13 protein-coding genes, 1 tRNA gene and 1 rRNA gene are annotated in these 15,532 nt (G+C 33.3%); 3 read left to right on the plus strand and 12 right to left on the minus strand.

The features are described from left to right. Nucleotides 1-3: 3 nt before the first annotated feature. The 3 genes from pdhA to porV form a co-directional block, all read right to left on the minus strand. Nucleotides 4-1,005: a pyruvate dehydrogenase (acetyl-transferring) E1 component subunit alpha gene (gene pdhA / locus FHK87_RS25760; RefSeq protein WP_140597763.1), complete on the minus strand. Its 1,002-nt coding sequence runs from the start codon at nt 1,003-1,005 to the stop codon at nt 4-6. A 148-nt stretch (nt 1,006-1,153) separates the two neighbouring features. Beyond that, nucleotides 1,154-1,636: a cytidine deaminase gene (gene cdd / locus FHK87_RS25765; protein ID WP_140597764.1), complete on the minus strand. Its 483-nt coding sequence runs from the start codon at nt 1,634-1,636 to the stop codon at nt 1,154-1,156. A 103-nt stretch (nt 1,637-1,739) separates the two neighbouring features. Continuing rightward, nucleotides 1,740-2,888, minus strand: a complete 1,149-nt coding sequence (porV, locus tag FHK87_RS25770) for a type IX secretion system outer membrane channel protein PorV (RefSeq protein WP_140597765.1) — start codon at nt 2,886-2,888, stop codon at nt 1,740-1,742. Between the two features lie 694 nt (nt 2,889-3,582). Here porV and gldJ point away from each other — a divergent pair. Both gldJ and FHK87_RS25780 read left to right on the plus strand, forming a co-directional pair. Beyond that, nucleotides 3,583-5,259: a gliding motility lipoprotein GldJ gene (gene gldJ, locus FHK87_RS25775; RefSeq protein ID WP_140597766.1), complete on the plus strand. Its 1,677-nt coding sequence runs from the start codon at nt 3,583-3,585 to the stop codon at nt 5,257-5,259. A 78-nt stretch (nt 5,260-5,337) separates the two neighbouring features. Then, on the plus strand, nt 5,338-6,615 hold the full coding sequence (locus FHK87_RS25780) for a UDP-N-acetylmuramoyl-tripeptide--D-alanyl-D-alanine ligase (protein WP_140597767.1): 1,278 nt from the start codon (nt 5,338-5,340) through the stop codon (nt 6,613-6,615). Between the two features lie 118 nt (nt 6,616-6,733). Here the strand turns inward: FHK87_RS25780 and FHK87_RS25785 are convergent, their stop codons facing one another. The 8 genes from FHK87_RS25785 to FHK87_RS25820 form a co-directional block, all read right to left on the minus strand. Further along, nucleotides 6,734-7,150, minus strand: a complete 417-nt coding sequence (locus FHK87_RS25785) for a DUF983 domain-containing protein (protein ID WP_140597768.1) — start codon at nt 7,148-7,150, stop codon at nt 6,734-6,736. Between the two features lie 202 nt (nt 7,151-7,352). Continuing rightward, a tRNA-Val gene (locus FHK87_RS25790) sits at nt 7,353-7,427 on the minus strand. Nucleotides 7,428-7,514: 87 nt separating this feature from the next. Next, complete coding sequence (locus FHK87_RS25795; RefSeq protein WP_140597769.1) at nt 7,515-8,732, minus strand: bifunctional folylpolyglutamate synthase/dihydrofolate synthase; 1,218 nt, start codon at nt 8,730-8,732, stop codon at nt 7,515-7,517. Between the two features lie 16 nt (nt 8,733-8,748). Continuing rightward, nucleotides 8,749-9,636, minus strand: a complete 888-nt coding sequence (locus tag FHK87_RS25800; RefSeq protein ID WP_140597791.1) for an energy transducer TonB — start codon at nt 9,634-9,636, stop codon at nt 8,749-8,751. A gap of 2 nt (nt 9,637-9,638) precedes the next feature. Beyond that, a complete protein-coding gene (locus tag FHK87_RS25805) occupies nt 9,639-10,031 on the minus strand; it encodes an ExbD/TolR family protein (RefSeq protein WP_140597770.1) in 393 nt (130 codons plus the stop codon). 1 nt (nt 10,032) lies between these two features. Beyond that, nucleotides 10,033-10,719: a MotA/TolQ/ExbB proton channel family protein gene (locus FHK87_RS25810; RefSeq protein WP_140597794.1), complete on the minus strand. Its 687-nt coding sequence runs from the start codon at nt 10,717-10,719 to the stop codon at nt 10,033-10,035. 76 nt (nt 10,720-10,795) lie between these two features. Next, on the minus strand, nt 10,796-12,265 hold the full coding sequence (gene nhaB / locus FHK87_RS25815; RefSeq protein WP_140597772.1) for a sodium/proton antiporter NhaB: 1,470 nt from the start codon (nt 12,263-12,265) through the stop codon (nt 10,796-10,798). Nucleotides 12,266-12,291: 26 nt separating this feature from the next. Next, nucleotides 12,292-13,518: a Glu/Leu/Phe/Val dehydrogenase dimerization domain-containing protein gene (locus FHK87_RS25820; RefSeq protein ID WP_140597775.1), complete on the minus strand. Its 1,227-nt coding sequence runs from the start codon at nt 13,516-13,518 to the stop codon at nt 12,292-12,294. Nucleotides 13,519-13,982: 464 nt separating this feature from the next. On the opposite strand from FHK87_RS25820, the gene FHK87_RS25825 reads away from it, so the two are divergent. Beyond that, nucleotides 13,983-15,125 (plus strand): acyl-CoA dehydrogenase, encoded by a 1,143-nt coding sequence (locus tag FHK87_RS25825; protein ID WP_140597778.1) that lies wholly within the window; start codon nt 13,983-13,985, stop codon nt 15,123-15,125. A 320-nt stretch (nt 15,126-15,445) separates the two neighbouring features. Here FHK87_RS25825 and rrf read toward each other — a convergent pair. Continuing rightward, nucleotides 15,446-15,532, minus strand: a 5S ribosomal RNA gene (rrf, locus tag FHK87_RS25830); the annotation flags it as partial.

Below are 15,532 nucleotides of genomic sequence, written 5' to 3' on the forward strand. Positions count from 1 at the left end.
AATTTATTGTGGTTTGTGTGATAAAAATGGATAGTCTTCTTGCTCATAGACAACATCGTACATTACATTCTTTTCAGGGAATGAAGATTCTTCTGCAAATTTCTGACATTCTGCAACTCTATCTTTTACTCTCTTATCTATTATCTTTATTTCATCTTCTGTAGCATATTCCTTTTCTTTAATAATATCCAAAACTTGAGTGATTGGATCTATTTTTTGATATTCTGCTACTTCTTCTTTTGTACGATATTTTTGAGCATCACTCATAGAGTGACCTCTATATCGATATGTTTTCAGTTCCAAAAATGTAGGACCTCCTCCGGTTCTAGCTCTTGTAATCGCTTCATCAAAAGCTTCTGCAACTTTTACAGGATTCATAGCATCTACAGGACCACAAGGCATTTCATATCCAAGACCTAATTTCCAGATATCAGTATGATTAGCAGTACGCTCTACAGAAGTTCCCATTGCATAGCCATTATTTTCAACACAAAATACTACAGGCAAGTTCCACAACATAGCAAGATTAAAAGTTTCATGCAAAGAACCTTGTCTTGTCGCCCCATCCCCCATAAAAGTTAATGTAACAGCATCTCTTTTATGATATTTATCTGCAAAAGCAAGACCAGCTCCCAGAGGAATTTGCCCCCCGACGATACCATGACCTCCATAAAATCGATGTTCTTTTGAAAAAATATGCATAGATCCTCCTAAACCTTGAGAGGTTCCTGTGCCTTTACCATACAATTCTGCCATTACTCTCTTGGGATCCTCTCCCATTCCTATTGGCTGAACATGATTACGGTAAGCAGTGATCATACGATCTTTGGTAAGATCCATTGCATGGAGTGCTCCTGCCAAAATAGCCTCTTGACCATTATACAGGTGTAAAAATCCCCTAACTTTTTGTTGAATATAAACTTGAGCTAATTTATCCTCAAATTTTCTCCAGAAAAGCATTTCTTCATACCAATTAAGGTAGACATCTTTTGTTATCTTCTTCATTTATAAATTGTACTGATGTGTGTCTAAAAATAGATATAACAACCTTTTTCAATTACTATTTCTTGTAGTTTTTAAAAAGATCGAAAAACAAAAATAACATATTAGAAATTAATCAAAAAACAGTTTGGTCATAAAATCAACGAAAACGTTATAAATATGAATTATCAAAAATAAGTGGCAATAAATTAGATAATGATGAAGATTTTGCAACTTTTCCTGTTTCTCCCATAAAATATATTTCTATAGGAGCATCCTGTTTTTGCTCATATTCTGCTATCGCCTGTCTACAAGCTCCACAGGGAGGTATAGGAGATTCCAGCTTATGTTTTAAAGATTTTGCTGTAAGCGCCATCATTTTTATAGATACTCCTGGGTAATTAGCTCCTGCGTGATAAATAGCAGTTCTTTCTGCACATAGCCCCGATGGATAACTTGCGTTTTCCTGATTATTACCTAAAACTACCTCACCATTTTCTAATAAAATTGCTGCTCCTACCAAAAACTGAGAATAAGGAGCATATGCTTTATCTCTGATCATGATTGATTGCTTCATTAAATCTTGAACATCTTTGGAAAGATCATCAAACGAATCATAAACCTGTAATACCGATTTTATTTCAATTTCTTTCATTATCCTTTAGTATATTACTCAAAAAAGCTTGACTTGCAAAAGAAAAAAAGTGCCAAACAATATGTTTGACACTTACTTCTATATATCTTAATATATTAATACATTAATCATAATATTTATCTCCAAAATTAAATGAAACACCAAAACGAAGTGTTCCTTCTAATGGACTTCTAACTGCCGCAGTAGAAAATAAGTACGAAACATCAAGATTCACCGTGTTATACTTAAATCCGGCTCCCAGAGATAAAAATTGTCTTGAACCTTTCTCTTCAGATTCATTAAAATATCCTGTTCTGAATGCAAAAACGTCTTGATATTTATATTCTACTCCTAATGCCCAGGTAATTTCTTTTAGCTCTTCACTAAATCCACCATCTGCATCTCCCCAAGAAGAGAATATAGCTCCAAAAGAACTTATATCTTGATACTCTTCATTATCCTCTGCATCAATATCTCCATCTCCATCAAAATCTTGCGGAGAAGGCACTAATAATTTGTTTATTTCTATAGAAGGTGTTACTATATTATCTTCGTTAAAAATAAAGTCAAAAGAACCACCCAATTTAAAATTTGTTGGTATAAAGTTTTCCTGTCCAGCGTCGTCATAGCTTATCTTAGGACCTATATTAGAAATTACTGCTCCTGCTCTCCATCTACCATTAAAAGAATTAAAAGCAATTTCATCACTCCTGTAAAAACCAGCTATATCTACACCGAAACCACTTCCAGCAGAAGCATCATCACCAGTTCCTTGCAATCTAAGATCCGATCTTAAATACCTACCGGTTACAGACATAGAAAGTGTCTCACTTAATTTCAAAGCATATGTAAGATCGAAAGTTAATTCATTGGGCTGCTGTATCAAACCTAAATCGGTAGCATTTTCTCTAAACTCAATTTCACCAAGACTGAAATACTTAAAACTGGCTGCAACGGCACTTCGTTCATTAAGTCTATTATAATATGTTAAATTCCCTAAGAAAATATCATTTACAAGATCACTTAAATATGGTGTATAATTCACTCCTACCCCCTGCTTATTTCTAATAAAAACGTATTTAGCCGGGTTCCATTGTTGAGAAAAAGCATCAGCTGATGTTGCTACTCCTTGATCAGCAAGACCTGCTGCTCTAGCATCGGCTGCTATTAATAAAAAAGGTACGGCAGTGGTTATTGCGCGGTTTTCTTGAGCTTTTATCCTGGAATTAAAAAGTGTAAAAAAAACAAGACCAAGAATAAATATTTTTTTCATGCCTAATAAAATTGAGTTTGACAAATATATAGTTATTTAGTGATTATGAGTAATTGATTCTAGTTTTTTTACTCATTGATTGATTAACGCAAATTTTAGAAATATGTTATAATTTTTCCATAAGATTCTCATAAACAAATATCTGCCTAAAAATAAGGCAGTTACAAACCAACGAAGCCATTTCTACAAAATTTTCCATCCAAAAAGTATCTGTTAAAAAACAACTCTAATCAAAAGTATATGTTAATATTTTTACACAAAAAACATAACCATTTACAAGTATGGATCAATAAAAAAGTAGACTAATCTCATATTGATTTCAAAAAATATTAAACTCTAAAAATATTTTTTAATCTTTTTTTTCTAAAGCCTTTTAAATTTCCAGAAAGCAAAAGATTTTAATAAATTTCTTTAACATAACCCAAAAAGCAAAAAACACCTCAAAAGCAGGCAACCCCTTATTTATAAGCAACTTAAGACCACTTTCGAAAAAACAAAAAGATCAAAAACAAGTGATAACCCCACTGTTTTTCTTAAAAAAAATAATAAATTTAAAATAATTCCGTTAATCCAAAGTCGTTATAAATCCGCAAAAAACATTTGCGAATTGATAATTATTAAAAAAATTTAGGGTAAGTTTAACGTTTATTACTATATTGCAAGCCCTAATTTCTACTTTAACGAACTTAAGATTATGAAAAACGCGTTTATTTTTAAGTCACTAATGGCACTTTCCGTTAGTGTTTTATTATTTGGTTGTTCTAAGAATGATTATGGGAACAATTCGAGAGCTACAGGTTGGGAATACAACTCCAAAGATGGCGGGTTTCAAGTAGCAACAAATTACAAAGAGCAAGAAACTGGACCTGGATTAGTATTTATTGAAGGTGGTACCTTCACTATGGGTCGTGTTCAAGACGATGTTATGCACGATTGGAATAACACCCCAACCCAACAACACGTTCAATCTTTCTATATGGACGAAACCGAAGTTACTAATATAATGTATCTTGAATATCTGGATTGGTTAAAAGGTGTATATCCACCAACTGAACCAAAATACAAGAACATCTATTATGGTGCTTTACCTGATACACTAGTTTGGAGAAACAGACTTGGTTTTAACGAAATGATGACTAATAATTATTTACGTCATCCCGCTTATGCAAACTATCCTGTTGTTGGAGTGAATTGGATTCAAGCAGTAGAATTTAGTAACTGGAGAACAAATCGTGTAAACGAAAGAATACTTGAAGAAGAACAAGTAATAAAGGAAAATGCACCTTTTGAAGATGTTTCTGCAGAAAGTACTTTTGATACAGAAACTTATTTAAATGCACCTTCACAAACATATGGAGGTAACGACGAAGCAATAAGAGGAGGAAAATCTTCTCAAAGATATTCTAAAACAAATGACTCTACAGGTCTATACATTCAACGTAAAGATGGGTTGTTATTACCTAAGTATCGTCTACCAACGGAAGCAGAATGGGAATATGCTGCTTTAGGACTTGTAGAAATAAGAAGTTATAATATTTATAGAGGTAGAAAAAAATACCCTTGGAATGGTAAATATACCAGATCTGGAAAAAGAAGAACTAGAGGAGATCAATTAGCCAACTTCAAACAAGGAGATGGTGACTATGGTGGTATCGCAGGATGGAGTGATGATGGTGCTGATATAACTGCTCCAGTAAAATCATATGATCCAAATGATTATGGTCTTTATGATATGGCTGGAAATGTAGCAGAATGGGTTGCAGATGTTTACAGACCTATCGTAGACGACGAATACAATGATTTCAACTATTATAGAGGAAATGTTTATACAAAAAACGCTATCAATCCAGACGGAACGGTAAAAATAGTTATGACTGACTCTATAGTTTATGATACATTGAGTAATGGAAAAATTATAGCTCGTGTTCTTCCTGGTGGTATCTTACAAGTTCCTATTGATGAAAATGAAACTTATATGAGAACTAACTTCACGGATAGTGATAATAGAAACTACAGAGACGGAGACAAAAGCTCTTCTAGATATTATGAAGGTTATCAAGAAGAAAATCTTCCTAATCGAAGAATGTACAATGCTCCAATACATTACGTAGGGCCTAATGAAGAAGATAGCACTAAAATGGATAGGAGATACGACGAATCGAGCAAAAGAACTACTATTGTTGATGACAAAGTAAGAGTATATAAAGGAGGTTCTTGGAAAGATAGAGCTTATTGGTTAGATCCTGCACAAAGAAGATTCTTACCTCAGGATATGGCTACAGATTATATTGGTTTCAGAAACGCGATGTCTAGAGTAGGAACAAAAGCGAAAAAACAAAAAACACCAAGACACCAGAAACCAAGAAGATAATATTAAAAATTAACTAAAGTTCGTTATATAGAAAAGCCCTGCATATATTTGTAGGGCTTTTTAATTTTACTGATTTTAATGACTATACACCAGATACACCAATTATTCTTAAAAAGTAACGGAATATCAACCGATACAAGAAAAATAGAACAAAATGCTATCTTTTTTGCATTGAAAGGAGAAAACTTTGATGGTAATACATATGCTGATAGAGCTCTAGAACTTGGCGCCAAGTATGCCGTAATTGATGATAAAAAACACAAAACTACTGACAACCATATTTTAGTAAGTAATAGTTTAGACACACTCCAAAAGCTTGCTACTTATCACAGACAATATTTAGATATTCCTATTATTGCATTAACAGGAAGCAATGGAAAAACAACTACCAAAGAACTCATAAATTGCGTATTATCTTCAAAATTTAATACAACTGCAACAATTGGTAATTTAAACAATCATATTGGTGTACCCCTTACACTATTATCTATGTCCAAAGACACTCAGGTCGGAATTGTAGAAATGGGAGCTAATCATCAGGGAGAAATAGAATTATTATGCAATATAACAATGCCTGATTATGGTTTCATTACCAATATAGGAAAAGCACATCTAGAAGGATTTGGTGGCCTTAAAGGTGTTTTAAAAGGCAAAACAGAGCTGTATCGACACTTGAAAAAGAACAACAAAATAGTTTTTCTCAATTTAGAGGACAAAAAATTAGTTGAAGCTTCTAAAGATATCAGCACTTATACCTTCTCTGAATTTAATACCGGAAATGTTTGTGTAAAATTTATTGAAGCCAATCCTAATGTCACCATCTCTTTTAACGACATCACAATCGAAAGCAATTTAATTGGAGCATACAATTTCTCTAATATAGCTGCTGCCATTACTATTGGTTCTTATTTTGATATAAACAAAGAGAACATCAAAAAAGCTATTGAAGGTTATACTCCAAAAAACAACCGATCGCAAATTATACAAACAGCAAAACATACTATCATTCTAGATGCTTATAATGCTAACCCTTCAAGTATGGAGGCTGCGATCAAAAATTTTGAACAATTAAATGCATCGCACAAAATTGTATTTCTTGGAGATATGTTTGAGTTAGGAGAAGAAGCTTCTGTTGAACATCAAAAAATAGCTAGCCTAATCAATAATACAAATACAGATAACATTTACTTAATAGGAAGTAATTTTTACAAAACATCAACTACCGATATTCGTATTAAAAAGTTCGAATCATATGATGATTTCAAAAGTCAGTTTTATTTGAATTCAGAGAAATCAACAATATTAATCAAAGGATCAAGAGGAATGAAATTAGAACGTATTTTAGACCTTTTTTAAAGTACTATTGTATTTACTTTTTGTTTTTCTGGATACAAATACATAGATAACGTATGGTAAATTTAGACGCTCACTTCCGCTATTCATCCTTCAAATTTCAATGTGTAAATTATATTTTTTATTCTACAACTCCTGTAGTCTTTGTATGTGTCTCTTTCTGATCCAACGCTGCATCATATTTCATGAAGAGATTAATCCATACATTTCTGCCTAACCTTGCTATAATCGGAAATAACAGTATTAAAACTGCAGTTATCACAAAAAAAGATGTTAGTAAACTTAAATTCAGGAAAAGATAACTAATAACAAAACAAGCCACCCCAACAGCAACTCCAATACCATAACTCACATACATTGCACCAAAGAAAAACGAAGGTTCAATTTTATACTTGGTATCACAGTGAGAACATCGAGAATGCATAAGAAACAGCTTTGTTGTAAAATATGGATTCTTATTTACATACATAGACTCGTTATGACATTTTGGACATACTCCTCTAAAAACACTATACAACTTGTTTCCTTTGGCAAACATAAGAATGGATTTGGTATTATAAAGATACTGTATATTTAAGATATTAAAAATAAGAAAATGATCTCAATATAAATTTAAAGTACTCTATAAATAACAATGATTTTTTAGCACTGTTAGACTAGTCAACAAAATGATTAATTGTATACTTAAATCTAGTAAAAACAAAAAAACCTGAAGATTAATCTTCAGGTTTTTAACGAAGTGGGCGCGAAGGGATTCGAACCCCTGACCCCTTGGGTGTAAACCAAGTGCTCTGAACCAACTGAGCTACGCGCCCCTATGTTTTTTTCACAATCCTTGTTCCTGATTGCGGATGCAAATATAGCACAGTTTTATAGTCTACCAAAAGATTTTTAAAGAAATTTTAAATTATTTCTGCTACAACAAATGTACTGCCTCCTATATAAATCAAATCATTCTTTATAGCCTCCTGTAAAGCAGCATCATACGCAAATTTAACAGAAGAATATTTTTTTCCTGACAAATTATTTTTTTTTGCAATTTCTTCTAATTTTTCTTCGTCCATTGCTCTTGGGATGTCTGGTTTAGTAAAATAATACAAAGCATTTTTAGGAAATAATGATAAAATAGGATCTAAATCTTTATCATTTACTACCCCTAATACGACATGAAGTTTATCAAATTTTTCTTCTTGCAACTGTTTTAATACTACCGATAAGCCATCTTCATTATGTGCTGTATCACAAATAACTTTTGGTTCTTTTTGAAGTATTTGCCATCTTCCAAGCAATCCTGTATTCAAAACTACATTACCTAATCCTTTTTCAATAGCAGAATCATCGATATCCCATCCCTTATTTTTTAGCAATCTAATAGTTTGTAAAGATGTCCTTATATTCTCTTTTTGGTAATCGCCTTTTAAATCAGAGGTATAAAGCTTTCCATCATATTTCTCAGCAAAATATAAATCACAATTATATTGTTTTGATTTCTCTTTGAATACACTTTCTGTTTCAGGAATTACCCTACCCACAACAACAGGGACATTTTTTTTGATAATCCCAGCTTTTTCTGCAGCTATTTTTTCTAAAGTATCTCCTAAAAACTGGGTATGATCTAGTCCTATGTTAGTAATTATAGAAACTTCGGGAGTAATGATATTGGTAGAATCAAGTCTTCCTCCTAAACCAACTTCTATAATTGCGATATCTACTTCTGATACTGCAAAATATTGAAAAGCCATACCTACTGTCATTTCAAAAAAAGAGAGATGATGAGTTTCAAAGTAGTGCTTATGTTTTGCAATAAAATCAACTACATAACTCTCAGATACTTTATTGCCATTAATTCTAATGCGTTCTCTAAAATCTTTTAAGTGTGGTGAAGTATATAAACCGACTTTGTACCCTGCTTCTTGTAAAACAGAAGCAATCATATGACTAGTAGATCCTTTTCCATTTGTTCCGGCTACATGAATGCTTTTAAATTCTTTTTCAGGGTTTTGTAAGTAGCTTGCTAACTCAATTGTATTGGTGAGATCAATTTTATATGCTTTTGCCCCTTGTCGTTGATAAATTGGCAATTGGGCAAACATCCAATCAAGAGTTTCCCTGTAATTCATATTCAAATTTTATATATTATTCTGAGAGTTTAAATTGATAAACAATTGTTCCTACTTGCTTTGTAGGTGCTTTAGTATCGCTATTAAATCGTGTAGCAAGCGCAGCTCTTTTTGCCGGTCCCATCAAGCAAGAAGCACTATTTGTAGTTCCTTTCACTCCGGGCGTAGCTCTGATTACTTTTCCTGATTGATTTACCTCAATTTTTACTACCACTATACCAAACTCATTACAATCCGGAACAATTTTTTCTTTATTCAAGGCCTTACGACCTCCTAGACGATAGTTTCCATCTCCATCTAACCCTTTTCCTGTCCCATAATAAGATCGCGCATTAGGATCGCCATTGGGACTACCTTTATCCCCAGGTGAATTATCATTACCTTCACCCCCTTTGGCCGTTCCATTATTTTTTGGACCATTAGAAAAACTATTCAAGATATCTAAAGTAGATTTATCTGGTTTAGGATCAGCTTTTTTCTTTTGTTCTTTCTGCTTAGATGTATTATTAGAATTCTTAACCAATTGCTCTTTTGTCGGATCTTTTTTAGGTTTCTCAACCTTTTTTTCCGGTTTTTTCTTAGGTTTTTTTTCTATTACAGGAGCATTTTCTGTGTCTTGAGTAATAACTTCATCTTTGATTTCTGGTGACTCTACTTGTTCTTCGGGAACGGATTCAGAAGCTTCGGGAGCTGTATTTCTAGGAGATGTTTTAATAGGTTGATTAGGTTGGACATTTCCGGAACCTGTAAGAGTAGTACCAAAGTTTACAGCGATCCCCCCTTCTTCATCTTCGGGTTTTAAATAACTTAAACTCAGGTAAAATAATAAAAAAATAATCCCTATGTGAACAATAATTGTCAACACCAAGGATTTTCTTTTATGTTTAGTATCAAATTTAATCATCATTATTCGGGCCTTACCGCCAGAATCACTTTAAACTTATTCCTATTAGCAATATCCATTACTCCTACGGCTTTCTCTATAGGAACTCCTTCTTCAGCCCTTAGAATAATAGTAGGGTCATTTTTGCCTTGTAATCGAGACAGCAATGTTGACTCAAGCCTACTTTGACTTATCCGTTCATCATCTACATAATATTGTAATTTGTTGGTAATGCTAACAGATATATTTTGAACATTAGAGCTCTTTCCTTTGGCTTTAGGCAAAATCAAATCCAAAGCTTCTGGAGTAATCGCCGGAGATGTCAATAAGAAAAAAACCAATAACAGAAATACAATGTCTGTCATTGATGACATACTAAATTCCGGACTCACTTTATTTCTTCCTCTTAAATTCATATCAAACTGGTTCGTTTAACAAGTCTAGGAAATCTACTGCGTTTGCCTCCATTTTGTGAATCACTTTATCCGTACGAACAACAAGATGATTATATCCAATATAAGCAACTATACCAACAACTAATCCTCCTACTGTGGTCGTCATCGCTGTATAAATCCCTTCTGCCAATACTCCCATATCAGCAGTACCAGAGCTTGAAGCCAAGTTATGAAACGCTATAATCATACCAATAACTGTACCCAAAAAACCAATCATAGGTGCAGCACCTGCAACCGTTGCCAAAATACCTACATTTTTTTCAAGTTTATACACCTCTAATCTACCTGCATTTTCTATAGCTTTATTTATGTCTTCTAAAGAGTGGCCAATCCGCGAAATTCCTTTTTCGGTTAATCGAGCTACCGGGTTGTTTGTCTGAGCACATAGTATTTTTGCTGCTTCTATTTTTCCATTGGCAACATTATCTCTAATTTTACTCATAAAACTTTCATCATACTTTGATGCTGCTTTTATAGCAAATAACCTTTCAAAATAAATGTAAACGGCTACAAAAAGCAATACAAAAAGTATGGATATAATGATTACCGCTCCAGTTCCTCCGCTAAATAGCAAATCCATAATGGATAAGCTCTTTTCTTCTAGGTCTTCTTCTACCTTGGGGGTATTTTGGGCTAAAGCACCCAGCATAAATAAATACGTCATTTGATTTTGTTAATTTAGTGTTAGTATAGTAACGTTAATTCTGTAGGTTAAGTATTTCAATTTACAATATATACAATATTCCCAACAATCCAATACCTCCAAGCACTATAGTATAAGGAAAAGCCATTTTCACCATTTTAGAATATGACAATCCTATTAAAGGAGCTAGTGAAGAGGTAAGTAAGAATAAAAATGCTGCCTGACCGTTTGGTGTTGCGACACTTGGTAAATTTGTACCCGTATTAATCGCTACAGCTAGTTTTTCGAATTGTGCCCTGTCAATCACACTATTTTTGAACGCTTGCTCTACTTCTCCAATATAAACAGTAGCTACAAATACATTATCACTAATCATAGATAAAATTCCATTTGCCAGATAAAACATATAAGGTTGTGAGTCTGTATCCAAAGACAATGCCCAATCAATAATCGGCTTAAACAAGTGTTGATCATGGATCATAGCAACAATCACAAAGAAAACAACTAATAGCCCTGTAAAAGGCAGAGCTTCTTCGAACGCAGGACCCAAATGATGTTCTTCTGTAATTCCCATAAATGCAGTTTGTATGATGATTAAAGCCAACCCAATAAAACCAACAGGAGCAAGATGTAAAGCTAAACCTATAATTAAAAGAATCGCAGAAATACCCTGTACTACTAATCCAAATTTTGCAGCATCTGATCGATTAGCATCTTCTTCTTTTGTATAGTTTTCTATTATTTTTCTAGCGACTTCAGGTAGTTTAGCTCCAAAGCCAAATGCTCCAGTCATTTCTAACACCATAGTAGTTATTAATCCGGCTACTAATACTGGAAGTGATATAGGAGCCATTTTTAAGAAAAATTCTATAAAATCCCATCCCATTCGCTCACCAATTAGTAAGTTTTGAGGCTCTCCTACCAAAGTACAAACGCCACCAAGAGCAGTACCAACTACTCCATGCATTACTAAACTTCTTAAAAAACTTCTGAATTGTTCCAAAGTCTCGCCGCTTAATTCTTTCCTATCAAGCACACCACTTTCATCATAATCTCCTGATCCCGAATGAATTTTATGATATACCCCATAAAATCCAACCGCAACGCTAATTAAAACGGCTGTAACAGTAAGCGCATCTAAAAACGCAGAAAGCACTGCAGCCATAAAAACAAATAGCAAGGATAATATCATTTTGGATTTGATTTTTATAAATGCTTTGCTAAATAGATACATTAACAAGGGCTTCATAAAATAAATCCCGGCTACCATAAATACCAATAGAAGTACAACCTCTAGATTTTGATCCACCTCATGGTATGCATTTTTGGGTGTAGTCAAATTAAGAGCTAGAATCTCTATCGCTAACAACCCTCCAGATTGCAAAGGGTAGCACTTAAGTGCCATAGCTAGTGTAAAAATAAACTCTCCGATAAATAACCAGGCCGTAATCGTCGGGCCTAATATATAATAAGAAAACACATTAAAAATTAAGAAGCCAATCATGACTGCTTTAAACCATTTCGGACTATTGCCTAAAAAATACTTGAACATTGTTTTACTTAATTATGCGATTAATATTACAACAGCTGATTAAGGGCTATCTCAAAAGCTGTTTTGCTTATGTTAATTTTAGATGTTTGAATATTATAAATTTGTTGAATTGCTTTTTTTATGGTCTCTGAAGTATCCATAAATATTGCTTCATCAGTCATTTGTACTTTTCTCTCCATAAAGTATGCAAAAACTCTGGCCATACCACAATTAGAAATAAAATCAGGAATAAGACTAACTTTATTATCTGTGTACTCCATAATAGGACCGAAAAATATTTCTGTATCTGCAAAAGGAACATTTGCCCCACAAGAGATTACCTCTAGTCCTGCATCTATCATTTTTGTGATTTGGTCTTTGGTAATTAATCTAGATGCTGCACATGGCATAAAAACTTCAGTAGGTAATGACCATATTTTTTCATTTAGTTCTTCAAAAGGAATAAGTTTTTCACTGTAAAGCTTATTCCCTTTTTTGTCAAGATATAATTGTTTAATTTCTTCAAAAGAGAAGCCTTCTTCATTTATTAAACCACCAACATGATCAATAATCCCAACAATTTTTGCTCCCATTTCTGATAAATGATAAGCTGCTGCAGATCCAACATTGCCAAAACCTTGAACAATCGCTCTTTTTCCTTTTAGATTTCCACCATAAATATCATAATAGTGTCTAACAGCTTCTGCAACACCATACCCGGTAATCATATCTGCTACTGTATATTTTTGTAATACATCAGGAGAGAATGTAGTATTTTCTAAAACTTTAATTACCCCTTGTCGTAATTGACCTATCCTATTGATTTTGTCTGCCTCTGAAGGTTTAAAATGACCATTAAACACTCCTTCCTGAGGATGCCAAACTCCGCATTCTTCTGTAATAGGGATTACTTCATGAATTTCATCAACATTAAGATCTCCCCCAGTACCATAATAACTTTTCAAAAGAGGGGAAACTGCTTTATACCACCTTTTTAGCACATCTTTTTTTCTTGGGTCATCTGGATCAAAATTAATCCCTGATTTTGCACCCCCTATACTTGGACCAGAAACGGTAAACTTTACTTCCATAGTTTTCGCTAGAGAAACCACCTCATTCACATCTAACCCCTTTCTCATCCTTGTTCCTCCACCGGCTGCGCCTCCTCTTAATGAGTTGATTACTGTCCAGCCTTCAGCTTCTGTTTCTGAATCTTTCCAATTAAAAACTATTTCAGGTTTTTTTTGTTCGTATTTTTTTAATAATTCTTTCATTATCTTTTTTCAATCTATTGAGTTAATGACTTCGCTTGACACAGAAAGTGACACTATTTCTATTTCTTGTTTTCATAAAAATTATATATTCCCTTCTTCACGAAGGTCAACGCTGAGTCATATTATTGAAGTATTACAATAAATTGAATTCGGATCTTAATGTATTCAGACAAATATAAAAAACTTAATATCTCTAAAGCTTAAATAAAAACAAAATTATTAACCGCATTATAACAGCTCACTACCGCAAAAACAAAGATTGTCAGAACTACGTTATTAACATAAAAAAGTAGTACGCATTTTCATTTTTTCAACGATTTTACCAAAAAAGAAAAAAAACAGTAAAACTATTATTTTATAGCTTATATTTGTAGGATTAATAAAAAAATAGATCTTATATCGATTTTTTTTTACAAAAAAGTACAAATTACGTGTTATGCACGCACAGTAAATAATAAAAAAATATGGACTTTAAATTATCTGAAGAACAATTAATGATACGAGACGCTGCTCGTGATTTTGCAAAAACTGAATTATTACCTGGAGTTATCGAAAGAGATAATAAGCAAGAATTCCCTGAGAAAGAGGTAAAAAAAATGGGAGAACTTGGTTTCTTAGGCATGATGGCTTCTCCTGAATATGGAGGAGGCGGAATGGATACTCTTTCTTATGTATTGGTAATGGAAGAATTATCAAAAATAGATGCTTCTTCTTCTGTAATTGTATCCGTAAATAATTCTTTGGTATGTTGGGGTCTAGATACATATGGCACACCTGAACAAAAAGAAAAATATCTTACAAAATTAACCACAGGAGAGTCTATTGGAGCTTTCTGTTTATCTGAACCGGAAGCAGGTAGTGATGCGACTTCGCAAAAGACTACTGCAATTGACAAAGGTGACCATTATATTCTAAATGGAACTAAAAACTGGATCACTAATGGAGGAACCGCAGATTACTATCTTGTAATTGCACAGACCGATAGAGAAAAAAAACATCGTGGAATCAACGCTTTTATCGTTGAAAAAGGATGGGAAGGTTTTGAGATAGGCCCTAAAGAAGACAAATTAGGAATACGTGGTAGTGATACTCACTCACTTATTTTTAATGACGTCAAAGTTCCTAAAGAGAATCGTATTGGTGAAGATGGTTTTGGTTTTAAATTTGCCATGAAAACCCTTGCCGGTGGTCGTATAGGTATAGCTGCTCAAGCACTTGGTATTGCAGCAGGCGCATATGAACTAGCTAAAGAATATTCTAAAGTTCGTAAAGCATTTGGAACAGAGATTATGAATCATCAGGCCATTGCTTTTAAATTAGCTGATATGCACACCAAAATTGAAGCTGCAAGAATGCTCGTATACAAATCTGCATTAGATAAAGATAACAATGAAAGCTATGATCTGTCTGGAGCAATGGCAAAACTTTATGCTTCAGAAGTAGCAATGGAAGTGGCTGTAGAAGCTGTACAAGTTCATGGTGGTAATGGGTTTGTAAAAGAATATCATGTAGAAAGATTAATGAGAGATGCAAAAATTACTCAAATCTATGAAGGAACAAGTGAAATCCAAAAAATTGTGATCTCCAGAAGTATTTTGAAAGATTAAGAAAATTGAACTTAATATTTGAAAAGCTGCCTATATAAAGGCAGCTTTTTTTATTAGTATTATATATAAAATAATCATTATAGATAGCACTCGCTCGGTAGTATAAAATATTTTAAAAATAAATCAAATTCATCACAGACCATTATCTTGTCGATACGCATGGTATTGATAATACGTAATTACATGCGCCAAATGAATCTTCTTTAATATCTATTTTATTCAGGCTTTGCTATCAGTGTCATAAAATCAACTTTATCATCTTCTAACAAAAATGTATAAACTAAAAAAAACCCTTCATTTTAAGTAATGAAGGGTTTTGAAGAAGGCGGCGACCTACTCTCCCACGATTGTAGTACCATTGGCGCTAACGGGCTTAACTACTCTGTTCGGAATGGTAAGAGGTGAGC

The sequence above is a fragment of the Aquimarina algicola genome (assembly GCF_006443095.1).
In the GTDB taxonomy this organism is placed as follows: Bacteria; Bacteroidota; Bacteroidia; order Flavobacteriales; family Flavobacteriaceae; genus Aquimarina; species Aquimarina algicola.

What these genes read in the sequence shown, in the direction of transcription:
- cdd (WP_140597764.1), bottom strand. Translation starts at nt 1,636, where the DNA reads ATGAAAGAAATTGAAATAAAATCGGTATTACAGGTTTATGATTCGTTT.
- FHK87_RS25820 (WP_140597775.1), bottom strand. Translation starts at nt 13,518, where the DNA reads ATGAAAGAATTATTAAAAAAATACGAACAAAAAAAACCTGAAATAGTT.
- FHK87_RS25810 (WP_140597794.1), bottom strand. Translation starts at nt 10,719, where the DNA reads ATGCTGGGTGCTTTAGCCCAAAATACCCCCAAGGTAGAAGAAGACCTA.
- FHK87_RS25795 (WP_140597769.1), bottom strand. Translation starts at nt 8,732, where the DNA reads ATGAATTACAGGGAAACTCTTGATTGGATGTTTGCCCAATTGCCAATT.
- nhaB (WP_140597772.1), bottom strand. Translation starts at nt 12,265, where the DNA reads ATGTTCAAGTATTTTTTAGGCAATAGTCCGAAATGGTTTAAAGCAGTC.
- pdhA (WP_140597763.1), bottom strand. Translation starts at nt 1,005, where the DNA reads ATGAAGAAGATAACAAAAGATGTCTACCTTAATTGGTATGAAGAAATG.
- FHK87_RS25800 (WP_140597791.1), bottom strand. Translation starts at nt 9,636, where the DNA reads ATGATTAAATTTGATACTAAACATAAAAGAAAATCCTTGGTGTTGACA.
- FHK87_RS25780 (WP_140597767.1), top strand. Translation starts at nt 5,338, where the DNA reads ATGACTATACACCAGATACACCAATTATTCTTAAAAAGTAACGGAATA.
- FHK87_RS25805 (WP_140597770.1), bottom strand. Translation starts at nt 10,031, where the DNA reads ATGAATTTAAGAGGAAGAAATAAAGTGAGTCCGGAATTTAGTATGTCA.
- FHK87_RS25825 (WP_140597778.1), top strand. Translation starts at nt 13,983, where the DNA reads ATGGACTTTAAATTATCTGAAGAACAATTAATGATACGAGACGCTGCT.
- porV (WP_140597765.1), bottom strand. Translation starts at nt 2,888, where the DNA reads ATGAAAAAAATATTTATTCTTGGTCTTGTTTTTTTTACACTTTTTAAT.
- FHK87_RS25785 (WP_140597768.1), bottom strand. Translation starts at nt 7,150, where the DNA reads ATGTTTGCCAAAGGAAACAAGTTGTATAGTGTTTTTAGAGGAGTATGT.
- gldJ (WP_140597766.1), top strand. Translation starts at nt 3,583, where the DNA reads ATGAAAAACGCGTTTATTTTTAAGTCACTAATGGCACTTTCCGTTAGT.